The following is a 14268-nucleotide window of genomic DNA, read 5'->3' on the forward strand; positions in this document are numbered from 1 at the left end:
CTCCGGCAACACAACCCGCTACACGATCGTGGCCAGCTCGCGCACGACGACGGTGGCATAAGCGCCCGCAGGCAATTCGAACGACAGCTCCAGCGCATCGTCGGCGAGCCAGTGCCAGCGCAAGTCCTTCGGCAGCAGACGCAACGGCCGGCGCTCCTGGTCCATCCGCGCCGCCACCAGGCCCGCCACGAGGTCACTGTCATGCGCGGCGACCTGGCGTTCCAGCTCACCCACGTCATCTTCGGAGGGCGGCTCGCCCTGCCCCCACAACGGGCCGGAGGGATGGATGTCGGCGCGGGCCAGGCGCTCGGCCAGCTCGGGCGTGAACGGCTCGGGCCCGAACCAGGAACGCGAGCCGGCCAGCGACCAGATCTCGCCCTGCAGCGGCGTATCCCACGCGTTGCGCTCGACCCGCGCCGCCAGCACGTTGTTGAAGATGTGCGAGCGGGCCGCCGACAGCAGCATCGAGCGCTTGTCGCGGTCGACGCGGCGCCCGCCGAACATCGCGCGGGCTTGGGCGACGTTGCCGCCTTCCCGGCCGAAGCGCTGTTCGCCGAAGTAGTTCGGCACGCCCCGGGCAGCGACCTGCGCAAGCACCGCCTCGGTCGCGGCGCGGTCGCCCGCGGCTTCGCGCAATACCAGCACGAAGCGGTTGCCGCGCAGCGCACCGCGCTTGAGTTTGCGCGAATGGCGGGTGGCGGCCAGCACCTTTACCTCGGCATGGGGAAAGGCCGACCAGTCCGGATCGGGCTTGCCGGCCAGTTGCACCGAAAAGGTCTGGCGGGTCACCGCGTGGCGATCCTTCATGCCGGCAAAGCCCACCGCCAGCGGGGGCACGCCGGCGAACTTCGCCAGTTCGCGGGCGACCCAGTCGGTGTTCGCGCCGCGCTTTTCCACCCACAGCAGGGCGTGCTCGCCGGTGCCGTCGGCGTCATGGCCCAGCACTTCCTCGACCTGGAAATCCTCGGCGCTGACGCGCATCCGGGCAGTCAGCGGAGGATGGCCGAAGGCTTGGGGAAGTTCAGACATGGGGGTTCCCGGCAACGATGATTCGGAATGGCGTGCAGCGGCGGGCGCGCCAGGCCCGGACTAGACCAGAAAGATCGTGGCCAGTCCGAGGAAGATGAAAAAGCCGCCGCTGTCGGTCATCGCGGTGATCAGCACGCTGGAACCCAGCGCCGGATCGCGCCCGAATTTCGTCATCAGCACGGGAATGCCGACACCGGCAAACGCCGCCAGCAGCAGGTTCAGCGTCATCGCCGCCGTCATCACCAGGCCCAGCGAGAGGCTGTCGTACAGCAACCACGCCACCAGGCCGATCACCCCGCCCCAGATCAGGCCGTTGACCAGCGACACGGTCAGTTCCTTGCGCCACAGGCGCTTGGCGCTCTCGGCGGTGATCTGGTTCAGCGCCAGCGCGCGCACGATCATGGTGATGGTCTGGTTGCCGGAATTGCCGCCGATGCCGGCCACGATCGGCATCAGCGCGGCCAGCGCCACCAGCCGCTCGATCGAGCCCTCGAACAGGCCGATCACCCGCGAGGCGATGAAGGCGGTGACCAGGTTGATCGCCAGCCACGACCAGCGGTTCTTCAGCGAAGCCCACACCGAGGCGAAGATGTCTTCCTCCTCGCGCAGGCCGCCGCGGCTGAGTGCCTCGCTTTCGCTCTCCTCGCGGATCACGTCGACCATCGCGTCGATGGTGATGCGACCGATCAGGTGGCCGCGGTCGTCGACCACCGGCGCGGTCACCAGGTCGTAGCGCTCGAACGCCTGGGCCACGTCGTAGGCGTCGTCGGCGGGATGGAAGGTGTTGACGTCCGGCGCCATCACCTCGCTGACCATCTTCTCCGGCGAATTCACCAGCAACCAGTGCAGCGGCAGCACGCCGGTCAGCAGGTTGTCCTGGTTGATCACGAACAGCTTGTCGGTCTGCGCCGGCAGTTCGTCCCAGCGGCGCAGGTAGCGCAGCACCACTTCCAGGCTGACGTCCTCGCGGATGGTGACCATCTCGAAGTCCATCAGCGCGCCGAGCTGGTCGTCCCCCCAGGACAGCGCCGACTGCACCTGCTCGCGCTGCTGCGCATCGAGGCCGGCCATCAGCTCCGGCAGCATCGCCGTGGGCAGGTCCTCGACCAGGTCGGCCAGTTCGTCGGCGTCCAGCGTTTCGGCCGCGGCGAGGATCTCGTGCCGGTCCATGTCCGCGATCAGCGACTCGCGCACCGCGTCGGACACTTCCAGCAGGATCTCGCCGTCGCGATCGGCCTTGACCAGTTGCCAGACCGCGAGACGGTCGTCCAGCGGCAGCGATTCGAGGATGAAGGCGATATCGGCCGGGTGCAGCGCATCCAGTTGCAGGCGCAACTCGGCCTGCAGCTCTTCGGTCAGCGGAACATCGTCGTCCTGCCGGTGCAGCACGCCCTGAATGGCTTCAAGCTGGTCATGCAGTCGACCGACCGCGCTGCGGGTCTCGATCTCGCTCACACGCGCTCCAGCAGGACGCAGGCCTGGGCCGCGATCCCTTCGCCACGGCCGCAAAAGCCGAGTTTCTCGGTGGTGGTTGCCTTCACGCTGATGCAGCCGACCCCGCAGTCCAGGTCGACCGCCAGGTTCTCGCGCATCGCCTGCGCGTGCGGGGTGACCTTGGGCGCCTCGCCGATCACCGTGACATCGGCATTGCCCAGCCGGTAGCCGTGCTGCGCCATCAGCATCGCCGCATGGCGCAGGAACTGGCGGCTGTCGGCATCCCGCCAGCGTTCGTCGGTGGGCGGAAAATGCCGGCCGATGTCGCCCAGCGCCAGCGCGCCGAAGATCGCGTCGCACAGCGCGTGGATCACCACGTCGCCATCGGAATGCGCCACCACGCCCCGTCGATGCGCGATGCGCACGCCGCCGAGGACGACATGGTCGCCTTCGCCAAAGGCGTGGACATCGAAACCTGTACCGATGCGCATCATGCAGTCCTTGAAAGCAGGAATTCGGCCAGCGCGAAATCCGCTGCCGTGGTCACCTTGATGTTGTCTTCGGCGCCCTCGACCAGCAGCGGTGCGAAGCCGGCCTGTTCCATCGCCATCGCCTCGTCGCTGACATTCACGCCGCGCCGCGCCGCGTCACCCAGCGCCGCCGACAGTTGAGCACGACGGAACATCTGTGGCGTGAAGGCGCGCCAGCGCAGATCGCGTGCTTCGGTGGATTCGCTGCACCCGCCCGCGTTGGCCCGCTTCAGCGTGTCGCGCAGCGGCGCGCCCAGCAGGCCACCGTCCCTGGTACTGGCCAGTTCGATCAGTCTGGCGATATCCGCCGTGCGCACACACGGCCGCGCGGCGTCGTGCACCAAGACGAAATCATCGGGGGCCACCGATGCCGGCAAGGCCTGCAGCCCTGCGAGCACCGAATCGCTGCGCTCCGCTCCGCCGACCGCGGCCAGCACCGGCTTGCCGTGCAGCGTCTGCACGCCCGACCAGTGCGCATCCGTGGCGGCCAGCGTCACCAGCAGGCCGGCAATCCGCGGATGCGCGGCGAGCCGTTCCAGGGTGTGCTCGATCAACGGACGCCCGGCCAGCGGCAGGTACTGTTTCGGGCAGTCACCGCCGACCCGGGTACCGCGCCCTGCGGCCGGCACCACGCACCACAGCCGAGCCGCGCTCATGGTGATCCGGCGGGTTGGGCGACCGGCGGTGGCGTGCTGCTGCCTGCGCCGGCAGGCGGTTCGACCACCTGGTAGAACACTTCGCCCGGCTTGATCAGGCCCAGTTCGGTGCGCGCCCGCGCCTCGACTGCCTGGTCGCCGTGCTTGAGATCCTGCACGTCGGCACCGACCGCCTGGTTGCGCTGCAGCAGCTTTGCGTTGTCGTCCGTCTGCTTCTTCACCGCCACGCGCAAGGTGTCCACCTCGCGCATGCTGCCGTTGCCGGTCCACAGCTTCAGCTGCAGACCGATCAGCAGCAGGATCAGGATGACGGCGATCCAGCGCAGCATGGGAGCGGGCTGCCCGCTCAGCCCGGCAGGCGGCTGAGGTTGGGGAAGGCGTCGCGCCCGGCGTAGCGTGCCGCCGAACCCAGCGCCTCCTCGATGCGCAGCAACTGGTTGTACTTGGCCACGCGGTCGCTGCGGCACAGCGAGCCGGTCTTGATCTGGGTGGCCGTGGTGGCGACCGCGATGTCGGCGATGGTGGTGTCCTCGGTCTCGCCGGAGCGGTGCGAGATCACCGCCGAATACTTCGCCGCGTCGGCCATCGCGATCGCTTCCAGCGTTTCGGACAGCGTGCCGATCTGGTTCACCTTGATCAGGATCGAGTTGGCGATCTTCTTCTCGATGCCTTCGCGGAAGATCGTGGGGTTGGTCACGAACAGGTCGTCGCCGACCACCTGCACGCGATCGCCGATGGTGTCGGTGAGCAGCTTCCAGCCGTCCCAGTCGCCTTCGGCCATGCCGTCCTCGATGGTGACGATAGGGTACTGCCTGGCCCAGCCAGCCAGCAGGTCGACGAACTGGGCCGAGCTGTACTGCTTGCCTTCGCCGGCCAGGTCGTACTTGCCGTCCTTGTAGAACTCCGAGCTGGCGGCATCCAGGCCGAGCAGGATCTCGCTGCCGACCTTGTAGCCGGTCTTGTGGATGGCTTCGAGAATGGTGTCGAGCGCCTCGATGTTGGAACGCAGGTTCGGCGCGAAGCCGCCCTCGTCACCCACCGCCGTGTTGAGGCCCTTGCCCTTCAGCACGCTCTTCAGCGCATGGAAGATCTCCGCACCCGCGCGCAGCGCCTCGGCGAAACTGGGCATGCCCACCGGCAGCACCATGAACTCCTGCACGTCGATGTTGTTGTCCGCGTGCTCGCCGCCGTTGATGATGTTCATCATCGGCACCGGCAGCGCGCCGGGCTTGCCGCCAGCCTGATTGAAGCTGGACAGGTACTTCCACAGCGGCTCGCCGCGCGAGGCGGCCACCGCGTGCGCCGCTGCCATCGAAACGCCGAGCAGCGCGTTCGCGCCGAGCCTGCCCTTGTTCGACGTGCCGTCCAGCGCGATCAGCTTGCCGTCCAGGCCTTTCTGGTCGGCCGCATCGAAGCCTTTCAGCGTATCGGCAATCGTGCCGTTGACGTTGGCCACCGCGTTCTTCACGCCCTTGCCGCCGTAGCGCGACTTGTCGCCGTCGCGCAGCTCGACCGCCTCGCGCGAACCGGTGGAGGCTCCGCTGGGCACGGCCGCACGACCGAAGCTGCCATCGGCCAGGGTGACTTCGGCTTCCAGCGTGGGGTTGCCGCGCGAGTCGAGGATTTCACGGGCGTGGATGCAGGTGATCTGGGTGCTCATGCGGTTTCCGTAAGCTGTTGGTGAAAGAGTTGGAACGGGCGCATCGCTGCGCCCGGTGTTTCAGGAAACATCCTGCTCCAGGAAGCGGTGCCGCTTGGTCACGGCATCCAGCTCCAGCAGCGTTTCCAGCAGCGCTTCCATCTTGCCCAGTGGCCAGGCGTTGGGGCCGTCGGACAGCGCCTTGCTGGGATCGGGATGGGTCTCGGCAAACAGGCCGGCCACGCCCACGGCCACCGCCGCGCGCGCCAGCACCGGCACGAACTCGCGCTGGCCGCCCGAACTGGCGCCCTGCCCGCCCGGCAACTGCACCGAGTGGGTCGCGTCGAACACCACCGGGCAGCCGGTCTCGCGCATCACGCTGAGCGAGCGCATGTCCGACACCAGGTTGTTGTAGCCGAAGCTGGCGCCGCGCTCGCACACCATGATGTCGTCGTTGCCCACGGCCTTGGCCTTGGCCACCACGTGTTTCATGTCCCACGGCGCCAGGAACTGGCCCTTCTTGATGTTCACCGGCTTGCCGGCGCGCGCCACCTTCTGGATGAAGTCGGTCTGCCGGCACAGGAACGCCGGCGTCTGCAGCACGTCGACCACCGAGGCCACCTCGTCCATCGGCGTGTATTCGTGCACGTCGGTGAGCAGCGGCACGCCGATCTGGCGCTTCACCTCGGCCAGGATGCGCAAGCCTTCTTCCAGGCCCGGGCCACGGAAGCTGTCACCGGACGACCGGTTCGCCTTGTCGAAGCTGGACTTGAAGATGAAGTGAACGCCCAGCCGGCCGGTGATTTCCTTCAGTGTGCCGGCGGTGTCCAGCTGCAACTGTTCGGACTCGACCACGCAGGGGCCGGCGATCAGGAACAGCCGCTGATCCAGGCCTACCTCGACGCCACAAAGCTTCATGCCACGGACTCCTGCGCCAGTTTGTCGCCTGCATGGACGGCCTTGAACTCGCGCGCGGCGTGCACGAAGCCGCTGAACAGCGGATGGCCATCACGCGGGGTCGAGGTGAACTCCGGATGCGCCTGGCAGCCGAGGAACCACGGATGCTGCTGTTGCGGCAGCTCGACAATCTCCACCAGCAGGTCATCCATCGACTTGCCCGAGATCACCAGGCCCAGGTCCTCGAACGGCTGGCGATAGCGATTGTTGAATTCGTAGCGATGGCGATGCCGCTCGCGCACCACGTCCTGGCCGTACATCTCGCGCGCCAGCGTGCCCGCCTTCAGGCGGCATTCCTGCGCACCCAGGCGCATGGTGCCGCCGAGGTCGGAACGGTCGCTGCGCTGCTCCACCTCGCCGGTGGCGGTGGTCCATTCGGTGATCAGTGCAATCACCGGATTGGCGGTATTGCGGTCGTTCTCGCTGGAGTCGGCGTCAGCCAGGCCGGCGACATTCCGGGCGAAGTCCACCACCGCCGCATGCATGCCGTAGCAGATGCCGAAATACGGCACGCCATGCTCGCGGGCGTACTTCGCGGCCAGCACCTTGCCCTCGAAGCCGCGCTTGCCGAAACCGCCGGGCACCAGGATCGCATCGACCTTGCCCAGCACGCTGGCGGCGCCATCGGCCTCGATCTGCTCGGAGTCGATCCAGTCCAGGTTCACCCGCGTCTGCTGCTTGATGCCGCCATGACGCAGCGCCTCGCCCAGCGACTTGTAGGCGTCCTTGTGCTCGACGTACTTGCCCACGATGGCGACGGTGATCTCGTCCTTCGGATGCTCCACCGCGTCCACCGTGCGCTGCCATTCGGACAGGTCGGCCGGCTTGGCGTCCAGGTTCAGGCGCTTGACCACGATGTCGTCCAGCCCCTGCTCATGCAGGTACAGCGGCTGCTTGTAGATGATGTCCACGTCGGCCGCGCTGATCACCGCCTGCTCCGGCACGTTGGTGAACAGCGCGATCTTGCGGCGCTCGCCTTCGGGCAGCGGCTGCTCGCAGCGACACAGCAGGATGTCCGGCTGGATGCCGATCGAGCGCAGTTCCTTCACCGAGTGCTGGGTGGGCTTGGTCTTGATCTCGCCGGCAGCCTTGATGAACGGCACCAGGGTCAGGTGCATGAACACCACCTTCTCCGGACCGTGCTCGATGCGCAGCTGGCGGATCGCCTCCAGGAACGGCAGAGACTCGATGTCGCCCACGGTGCCGCCGATCTCCACCAGCGCCACGTCGAAGCCGCGGGTGGCCTCGTGGATGCAGTGCTTGATCTCGTCGGTGATGTGCGGGATTACCTGCACGGTGGCGCCCAGATAGTCGCCGCGGCGCTCCTTGCGGATCACGCTTTCGTAGATCTTGCCGGTGGTGATCGAGTTCTTGCCGGTAAGGCGCGTGCGCAGGAAGCGCTCGTAGTGGCCAAGGTCGAGGTCGGTCTCGGCGCCGTCGTCGGTGACATATACCTCACCGTGCTGGAACGGACTCATCGTGCCCGGATCCACATTGATGTAGGGATCGAGCTTCATCATGGTGACCGAGAGGCCGCGGGCTTCGAGGATGGAAGCGAGCGACGCCGCAGCAATGCCCTTGCCAAGCGAGGACACCACACCGCCGGTGACGAAAATCAGGGGGGTCATGGAAAGCAGCCGTGCGGAAATTAGGCATTTTAGCTGCAGAAGCGTTCCACTGCGAGATGGCAGATGAATTTTCCTCGCGATCAGTTCATTTACGCGCTCCCCGGGGAGCGTGAAACCGCCGTGGGCGCCCTGCTAGCATGACCGGATGAACAGCCCCGTCCCCGCCCGTCTTGCCGCCTTGCGCGCGGCCATGCAGCAGCATGGCGTTGCCGCCGTGCTGGTTCCCAGCGCCGATCCCCACCTGTCCGAGTACCTGCCCGCGCATTGGTCCGCCCGGGAATGGCTGTCCGGTTTCACCGGCTCGGCCGGCACCCTGATCGTGGGCCGCGACGAGGCCGGACTGTGGACCGACTCGCGCTATTTCTTCCAGGCCGAGCAGCAGCTGGCAGGCAGCGGCATCCGCCTGATGAAACTGCGCGTGCCGCATACCGCCGAACACCTGGCGTGGTTGCAGCAGCACCTGCACCAGGGTGACGTGCTGGCCGTGGCCGGCGACAGCGTGTCCGTCACCACGCGCCAGCAGATCGAACGGCATCTGGCCGGCACCGGCGCCAGCGTGCGCACGGATCTGGACCTGCCCGGCGCGATCTGGCCGGATCGACCCGCGCTGCCGCAGGCGGCGGTGGTCGAACACGACCTTGTTTACGCCTGCATTGCGCGCGCGGACAAGTTCAGCCGCCTGCGCAAGGCCATGCACAAGCTGGGCGCCACCCATCACCTGCTGTCCAGCCTCGACGACATCGCCTGGCTGACCAACCTGCGTGGCAGCGACGTCGAGTGCAATCCGGTGTTTCTGGCCCACCTGCTGGTCCAGGCCGATCAGCGCGCCACGCTGTTCGTCGGACGCGCCAAGCTCACCGATGCCCTGGTCGCGCGGCTGGCCGCCGACGGCATCGCCATCGCCGACTACGCCTCGGTCACCTCCGCGCTGAACGAGCTGGGGGCGAACGAGCGCCTGCTGCTGGACAGCAGTCGCGTGGTCGACACCATTGCGGCCGCGATCGCGCCGGAGGTTACGCGGATCGAGGCGGCCAACCCCAGCACCGCCTTCAAGGCGGTCAAGAGCGCCGCCGAACTCGAACATGTCCGCGACGTGATGCGCCGCGACGGCGCCGCCCTGGTGCGCGGATTCCGTCGACTGGAGCAACGCCTGGCCGCGGGCATGACGGTCACCGAACTGGACGTGGACACGGTGCTGCGCGAAGAGCGCTCGGCCCAGCCGGGCTGGGTGGGCGAGAGTTTCGCCACCATCGCCGGCTACCAGGCCAACGGCGCGCTGCCGCATTACCGCGCCACGCCGGAAGCGCACAGTACGCTGCAGGCGAAGGGTCTGCTGCTGATCGACTCGGGCGGCCAGTACCTCGGCGGCACCACCGACATCACCCGCGTGCTGGCCTTGGGCGAGACCACCGCCGAGCAGCGCCGCGATGCGACCCTGGTGATGAAGGGCATGATCAACCTGTCGCGGGCGCGCTTCCCTAAGGGCGCCAGCGGCCCGCAGCTGGATGCCCTGGCGCGGGCGCCGCTGTGGGCGGCCGGGATGGATTACGGCCATGGCACCGGTCACGGCGTGGGCTACTTCCTCAACGTGCACGAAGGCCCGCACGGCATCCGCGCGCCGGTGCCCGGCGGTGCGCTGGTGGCGCTGGAGCCAGGCATGATCAGCTCGATCGAGCCGGGCCTGTACAAGCCCGGCCGACACGGCATCCGCCACGAGAACCTGGCGGTGGTGGTCGAGGCCGAGCAGACCGAGTTCGGCGAGTTCCTCGCCTTCGAGACGCTGACCATGTGCCCGTTCGATCGCCGCGCACTGGAGCCTGGCCTGCTCAATCCGGAAGAGCGCGCCTGGCTGGACGACTATCACGCCAGCGTGCGCGCCGCGCTCAGTCCGCTGCTGGAAGAAGCGGACCTGGAGTGGCTGAACCGCCACTGCGCAGCGCTGTAGGTCCTGCACGAATGCGGGGCCGGCACGACCGCTCCGCGAAACGCGCGACCGGGCTCAGCGAAAGTGCGTCGCGTCGACCTCGGCCATTGCGGGCTGCATGAAGTATTCGTGCAGGTACTTCTCACCCTCGTCGCAGAACGCCGTCACCACGGTTCTCAGTTCGGGGAAGTTCTGCCGGATCCGCTTGGCGGCCAGCAGATGCGCTCCCGAACTCGGCCCGCAGAACAGGCCGTGGGTTCGTGCCAGCCGCTTCATCTCGGCCACGGCGTCGGTGCTGGACACGCTGAGCACCTCGTTCACCAAGCTGGCGTGGCGCTGGAAGATGCCCGGCACGAAGCCGTCGGAAATGCCCTCGATGGTATGCGTGGCGATCTCGCCGCACAGGATCGTGCACGACTCGGACGGCTCCATCGCGAACAGCCGCACGTCCGGATTGACCGCGCGGAACGCCTGGCCCACCCCGATCAGGGTGCCGCCGGTGCCGACGCCCAGCACCAGCGCGTCGGGCAACCGGCCGGCCGGCAGCTGGGCGAGGATCTCCGGTCCCAGCACCACGCGATTCTCCTCGACATTCCATTCGGACTCGAACTGGGCCGGAGCGAAGTAGCCGGGCTGCTGGCCGAGTTCGCGCGCACGCTTCAGCGCCTCGTTGACATGGAAGTTGCCGCAGAACAGCACCTCGGCCCCGAATGCCCGCGAAATCGCTACCCGTTCGCTGGACAGCCCCTCGGGCATCACCACCAGCATGCGATAGCCTTTCACCGCCGCCACCATCGACAGCGCATTGCCGGTGTTGCCGCTGGTCGCCTCGACGATGGTGTCGCCAGGCTTGAGCAGGCCTTCCTGTTCGGCGCGCTCGATCATGTATTTCGCGATGCGCGCCTTGATCGAGCCGGAAGGATTGAGGAATTCGAGCTTGGCGTAGACGCCCTCGATTTCCAGCAGCGGCGTGTCGCCCACCGCGTCGAGAATGCTGGCAGATACTCCGGCGTAACGCGTGGCCATCTCAGGCGACTCCATGCTGGTGAGACATCACGTCCAGCGCCAGCGTGGAGTGCGCGTATGCGCCGCCGGCACGCATTTCCGCAGCCACCCAGATCGCCTCCATGATCTGCGCTTCGCTGGCGCCCTGCTTCAACGCCTCGGCGGTGTGCCCCTTGATGCAATAAGGACACTGGGTGACATGCGCCACCGCCACCGCGATCAGCTGCTTGGTGACATTCGGCAAGGCGCCGTCGGCGAAGACTGCCGCACTGAAAACCTTGAAGGCCTGCAGCGGCACGGGTGCCAGTTCGCGCCGTTTGCGCGCGGTTTCCGCCGTGGCAGGCGGGTACATTGATGCGTCCATTTCATCCTCCTCGATGATCCGGAATGGGGTGGCTCGGCCTCGTCGCCGACGGGTATCAGTGCGGCAGGAGCGCGGCGCCCTGCACCCAGCCCGGCGGGTCGCTGGCGGGGAAGCTCTGCGCCAGTTCCTCATCGATGCGTCGCTCGCGGGCTCGCACTTCAGCATCGCGATCACGGCCAAACCGCGCCGCAATCAGGGGAGCGCCAGCCTGGCGCGGAGTCGGCTGGTGGCGAAGTGGCATGCAATCGTGGCTGACCATGTCTGTCCACCTCCCGATGGTTTTCATGCACTGTCGCGCACACGGTGCACGGGCGCACTGATACAGATCAACCGGTTCGGAGCGCTGCCTGCGCGCGGAATCGCGCGCAGGCGCGACGGATCAGCTGCGCTTGGGCGGCACCAGCTTCAGTCGCGCGGGCACGGGCGGCTGGTTCGGGCACAACAGATAGCGCACCTCGTCCGGTTGCAGCGGACGGGAATACAGGTAGCCCTGCCCCTCGACGCAGCCACTGCGCAACAGGAAGTCGTGTTGCGCCTCGGTCTCGATGCCCTCGGCGATGGTCACCAGGCCAAGACTCTTGGACATCACCAGCATCGCTTCGGTGATCGCCGCGTCGTTGGCATCGCCGGGCAGTCCGGTGACGAAGGAGCGGTCGATCTTCAGATAGGCCACCGCCGGCAGCTTCAGGTAAGCCATCGACGAATAACCGGTGCCGAAATCGTCGATCGCCACCTCGATCCCCAGCGCATGCAGGGTTTGCATGGTGCGTTCGATGTCGTCGCCCAGGCGCAACATCGCGCTCTCGGTGATCTCCAGCAGCAGGCGACTTGCCGACAGCTGCCTCGACTGCAGCGCTCGGCTGACCCCGTCGACAAAGGCGGGGTGGCCGAACCAGCGGGCCGAGATGTTCACCGCCACCCGGATCGGCGGCACGCCGGCCAGGTCCCATGCCTGGATCTGGGCGCAGGTGGTCTGCATCACCCACTCGTCGATGCGCCGGATCAGGCCCAGGCCTTCGGCGACCGGAATGAATTCGCCCGGCAGTATTTCGCCGCGTTCCGGATGCTGCCAGCGCAGCAGGGCCTCCACCGCCACGATGCGTCCGCTGCGCAGTTCCACGCTGGGCTGGAACACCAGGTGAAATTCGTTGCGGGCCAGCGCCTGGCGCAACTCGGTGGCCAGTTGCAGGCGTCGGCGCGTGTCGGCGTGCATCATCGGGGTATAGAAGCGGCAGGCGTTGCGCTCTTCCGCCTTGGCCGCATACATCGCCGCATCGGCGTTGGTGATCAGCGCCGCCGCGTTGGCGCCGTCCAGCGGATAGCCGGCCACGCCGATGCTGGCGCTGAGCACGATCTCGTAATCGTCGATCAGCAGCGGTTCGGACAGGCTGACCAGCAGGCGATTGACGATGGCGCGGGCGTCTTCGCGCAGGATCAGTCGCGGGATCAGCACGGTGAACTCGTCGCCACCGATGCGACCGGCCACGTCGCCATCGGAAAGCTGCCGGCGAATCCGCTCGGCTACCTTGACCAGCAGCCGGTCACCGATCGCATGGCTGTAGCTGTCGTTGACGATCTTGAATGCATCCAGGTCGATGAACAGCACCACCACTGCCAGCCGCTCGCGTTCGGCCACCGCGATCGCCTCGCTGCAATGACGCTCGAACTCGGCCCGGTTCACCAGGCCGGTCAACGGGTCGTGCCGCGCCATGTGCTCCAGCCGCTGCTGGCTGGCCTTGGCTTCGTGGATATCGGTGCACACGGCAACGTAATACTGCGGTTGCCCTTCCCCGTCGCGGATGGCGCTGATGCTGAGATGTTCGGGATAGCTGCTGCCGTCGTTGCGGGTGCTGAGCACCTCGCCGCTCCAGTTCCGTCCGGCCGCCACGCTGTCCCAGATCGACTGCGGCAACGGCTTGCCGTCGGGCAGGCGGCGGTGCTCGTCCAGGTGGTGGCTGATCAGCGCCTGGCTGGAAAATCCGGTCAGCCCCACATGGGCCTCGTTGGTGGAAAGCACCCGTCGTTCCGCGTCGGCGATGATCACGCCTTCGGCGATGCCCGCCAGCGCCTCCGCCGCGATGCGTCGCTCCTGCTCCATCTTCAGACGCTCGGAGATGTCGCGAATGATCGCCTGGCGCACCGGCTGGCTGCCCCAGTTGGCCAGGCTGGTCTGCAATTCCACCGGACGCGTGCTGCCCTGCTCGCCCAGCAGCAGGTTGCTGGCTGCCCGTCCGGCCTGCTGCCCGGCCATCGACTGCACGAACAGGTGCACGAAGCGGTCACCGACCAGTTCGCCGGCGCTGCGACCGGTCCAGCTGGAGGTGGTGCGGTTCACGTCCAGGATCCGCCCGCTGGACTCGTCGATCATCACGATCGCATCGGCGGCGCTGTCGAACAGCAGACGGTAGCGCTCCTCGCTGCCACGCACGCTGGCGAGAATGCGCCGTGCCATGTCCAGCCAGAGCAGCGCGGCGATGAGTCCGGCGCCGAACACGCCCCAGAACAGCACCTGGCCCATCCACACCGCGCCATCGGCGATCTTGCGGGAGAACAGGGTGCTGCGCGGCTCGATATAACTGTTGATCGCGTGGATGCGTGCGCGCTGGCGGGTGATCTCCGCCTGTCCCGGCACGCCGTTCGCGTAGCCGGCGGCCAGGGCATCGGCGATCGTGTTCAGATCCTGAATCGAGGTATCGGTGGAACGCCAGGCATCCAGCGCATCGCGCATGTAGGGCGCGCCGGAAAAATGGTGCAGCATGAAGACGACGCCGGGGATCGCGATGGTGACGGTGTTGCTGCGACGCAGGGCGCCGGCCACCTCCTCGTAGTCATAGCTGCCGGACAGGATCTGGTCGCGGGCCGAACGATCGGCCATCAGCACAGCGTAATTCTCGCGATAGTTGGCCAGGTCGGCCGGATCGCCCGAGATCGCGTAGCTCTCCAGCGCAATCACGCTCTGCTTCTGCGCCTTCGACCAGATGCTCTCGCCGTTGAGAAAACCGGCGAGAGCCACTTGCAGCTGCAGTGCGCCCCAGGTCAGTGCCAGGATCAGCACCAGCATGCCCACGAGCCCGTACACCAACGGCATCAAGCGTCGTGACA

12 protein-coding genes are annotated in these 14268 nt (G+C 67.2%); 1 reads left to right on the forward strand and 11 read right to left on the reverse strand.

Translation table 11 applies throughout. From position 1 onward, the window contains the following. Positions 1 to 18: 18 nt before the first annotated feature. Genes truD through pyrG form a run of 8 tightly spaced genes read right to left on the reverse strand, consistent with a single transcriptional unit; the run spans position 19 to position 7873 of the window. Positions 19 to 1029 carry a tRNA pseudouridine(13) synthase TruD gene (gene truD / locus UU7_RS13345; protein WP_040673446.1) on the reverse strand — a complete coding sequence of 337 codons (1011 nt, stop codon included), beginning with the start codon at positions 1027 to 1029 and terminating at the stop codon, positions 19 to 21. 60 nt (positions 1030 to 1089) lie between these two features. Further along, complete coding sequence (gene mgtE, locus UU7_RS13350) at positions 1090 to 2484, reverse strand: magnesium transporter (protein ID WP_007809110.1); 1395 nt, start codon at positions 2482 to 2484, stop codon at positions 1090 to 1092. Next, complete coding sequence (gene ispF / locus UU7_RS13355; protein WP_040673461.1) at positions 2481 to 2954, reverse strand: 2-C-methyl-D-erythritol 2,4-cyclodiphosphate synthase; 474 nt, start codon at positions 2952 to 2954, stop codon at positions 2481 to 2483. Before ispF ends, mgtE begins: the two co-directional genes overlap by 4 nt. After that, entirely contained in the window at positions 2954 to 3649 is a 696-nt protein-coding gene (ispD, locus tag UU7_RS13360; protein ID WP_007809114.1) for a 2-C-methyl-D-erythritol 4-phosphate cytidylyltransferase, read from the reverse strand. The genes ispF and ispD overlap by 1 nt, the downstream gene beginning before the upstream one ends. Continuing rightward, positions 3646 to 3978, reverse strand: coding sequence for a cell division protein FtsB (gene ftsB, locus UU7_RS13365; RefSeq protein ID WP_007809116.1), 333 nt, complete (start codon positions 3976 to 3978; stop codon positions 3646 to 3648). The genes ispD and ftsB overlap by 4 nt, the downstream gene beginning before the upstream one ends. 17 nt (positions 3979 to 3995) lie before the next feature. Continuing rightward, positions 3996 to 5309 carry a phosphopyruvate hydratase gene (eno, locus tag UU7_RS13370; protein WP_007809118.1) on the reverse strand — a complete coding sequence of 438 codons (1314 nt, stop codon included), beginning with the start codon at positions 5307 to 5309 and terminating at the stop codon, positions 3996 to 3998. A gap of 60 nt (positions 5310 to 5369) precedes the next feature. Beyond that, positions 5370 to 6206 (reverse strand): 3-deoxy-8-phosphooctulonate synthase, encoded by an 837-nt coding sequence (gene kdsA, locus UU7_RS13375; RefSeq protein ID WP_007809120.1) that lies wholly within the window; start codon positions 6204 to 6206, stop codon positions 5370 to 5372. Beyond that, positions 6203 to 7873 carry a CTP synthase gene (pyrG, locus tag UU7_RS13380; RefSeq protein WP_007809122.1) on the reverse strand — a complete coding sequence of 557 codons (1671 nt, stop codon included), beginning with the start codon at positions 7871 to 7873 and terminating at the stop codon, positions 6203 to 6205. The genes kdsA and pyrG overlap by 4 nt, the downstream gene beginning before the upstream one ends. Before the next feature lie 145 nt (positions 7874 to 8018). Between pyrG and UU7_RS13385 the strand changes: the two genes are divergently transcribed. Next, positions 8019 to 9818: an aminopeptidase P family protein gene (locus UU7_RS13385; RefSeq protein WP_007809124.1), complete on the forward strand. Its 1800-nt coding sequence runs from the start codon at positions 8019 to 8021 to the stop codon at positions 9816 to 9818. 54 nt (positions 9819 to 9872) lie between these two features. Here the strand turns inward: UU7_RS13385 and UU7_RS13390 are convergent, their stop codons facing one another. The 3 genes from UU7_RS13390 to UU7_RS13405 all read right to left on the reverse strand — a co-directional run bounded on the left by UU7_RS13390 (position 9873) and on the right by UU7_RS13405 (position 14254). Then, positions 9873 to 10823: a PLP-dependent cysteine synthase family protein gene (locus UU7_RS13390; RefSeq protein ID WP_007809126.1), complete on the reverse strand. Its 951-nt coding sequence runs from the start codon at positions 10821 to 10823 to the stop codon at positions 9873 to 9875. A gap of 1 nt (position 10824) precedes the next feature. Then, positions 10825 to 11166, reverse strand: a complete 342-nt coding sequence (locus UU7_RS13395) for a carboxymuconolactone decarboxylase family protein (RefSeq protein ID WP_040673448.1) — start codon at positions 11164 to 11166, stop codon at positions 10825 to 10827. A 379-nt stretch (positions 11167 to 11545) separates the two neighbouring features. After that, positions 11546 to 14254, reverse strand: a complete 2709-nt coding sequence (locus UU7_RS13405) for a putative bifunctional diguanylate cyclase/phosphodiesterase (protein ID WP_007809131.1) — start codon at positions 14252 to 14254, stop codon at positions 11546 to 11548. Between the last annotated feature and the right edge of the window lie 14 nt (positions 14255 to 14268).

The organism is Rhodanobacter spathiphylli B39 (assembly GCF_000264295.1).
In the GTDB taxonomy this organism is placed as follows: Bacteria; Pseudomonadota; Gammaproteobacteria; order Xanthomonadales; family Rhodanobacteraceae; genus Rhodanobacter; species Rhodanobacter spathiphylli.